The 1,157-nt window shown below is 66.4% G+C and carries 1 protein-coding gene; it reads left to right on the top strand.

All coding sequences use genetic code 11. The features are described from left to right. Window positions 1-1,087, top strand: a 1,087-nt coding sequence (gene xylA / locus BUQ68_RS22560) for a xylose isomerase (protein ID WP_075218281.1), incomplete at its 5' end; no start/stop codon positions are given. Window positions 1,088-1,157 lie beyond the last annotated feature (70 nt).

Here is a 1,157-nt window from a genome sequence, read left to right as displayed (position 1 = left end):
GGCGCTCGCCCGGCAGAAGGCGGACGTCGCCTTCGACCTCTTCACCATCCTGGACGTGCCCTTCTATTCCTTCCACGACCGCGACATCGCCCCCGAGGGCACCTCGCTCGCCGAGTCGAACCGGAACGTGCGCGAGATCGCCGAGATCTTCGCGCGCAAGCAGGAGGAGACCGGCATCAAGCTCCTCTGGGGCACGGCCAACCTCTTCTCCAACCGGCGCTTCATGGCCGGCGCGGCCACCAACCCGGATCCGGAGGTGTTCGCCTATTCGGCCGCCCAGGTGAAGAACGCCATGGACGTGACCCGCGAACTCGGCGGCGAGAACTATGTGCTCTGGGGTGGTCGCGAGGGTTATGAAACGCTCCTCAACACCAACCTGAAGAGCGAGATGGACCAGGCCGGCCGCTTCCTTTCCATGGTGGTGGACTACAAGCACCGCACCGGCTTCAAGGGCGCCATCCTGATCGAGCCGAAGCCGCGCGAGCCGACGAAGCACCAGTACGACTTCGACGTGCAGACCGTGTACGGCTTCCTGAAGGCCTACGGCCTGGAGACCGAAGTGAAGGTCAACGTGGAGCAGAACCACGCCATCCTCGCCGGCCACTCCTTCGAGCACGAACTGGCGATGGCCGCCGCCCTCGGCATCTTCGGCTCGGTGGACCTCAACCGCGGCGACGAACTCGTCGGCTGGGACACCGACCAGTTCGCCATGAGCGTGCCGGAGCTGACCCGCGCCATGCTGGAGATCATCCGCGCCGGCGGCTTCACCACGGGCGGGCTCAACTTCGACGCCAAGATCCGCCGTCAGTCGCTGGATCCGGAAGACCTGATCATCGCCCACGCGGCCTCCATGGACGCCGCCGCCCGCGGCCTCCTCAACGCCGCCGCCATCATCGAGGACGGCACCCTCGACACCTTCCTCGCCGACCGCTACGCGGGCTGGAAGGGCGACATGGGGCAGTCCATCCTTAAGGGCGAGAAGACGCTGGAGGACATGGCCGCCTACGTGGAGGCCAATGGCGTCAACCCGCAGCCGAAGAGCGGCAAGCAGGAATACCTGGAGGGGCTGGTCAACCAGTTCAGCTGAAGGCAGGGTGTAGATGGCGACCCTGCGATAGAACGGCGCGGCCCCCTGGGCCGCCCGTTTCGGTCGGTCC

This window comes from Mongoliimonas terrestris (assembly GCF_001927285.1).
GTDB classification, from domain to species: Bacteria; Pseudomonadota; Alphaproteobacteria; order Rhizobiales; family Pleomorphomonadaceae; genus Chthonobacter; species Chthonobacter terrestris.
The sequence above is the reverse complement of the archived record's forward strand: the minus strand, read 5'-3'. Positions and strand labels throughout refer to the sequence as shown.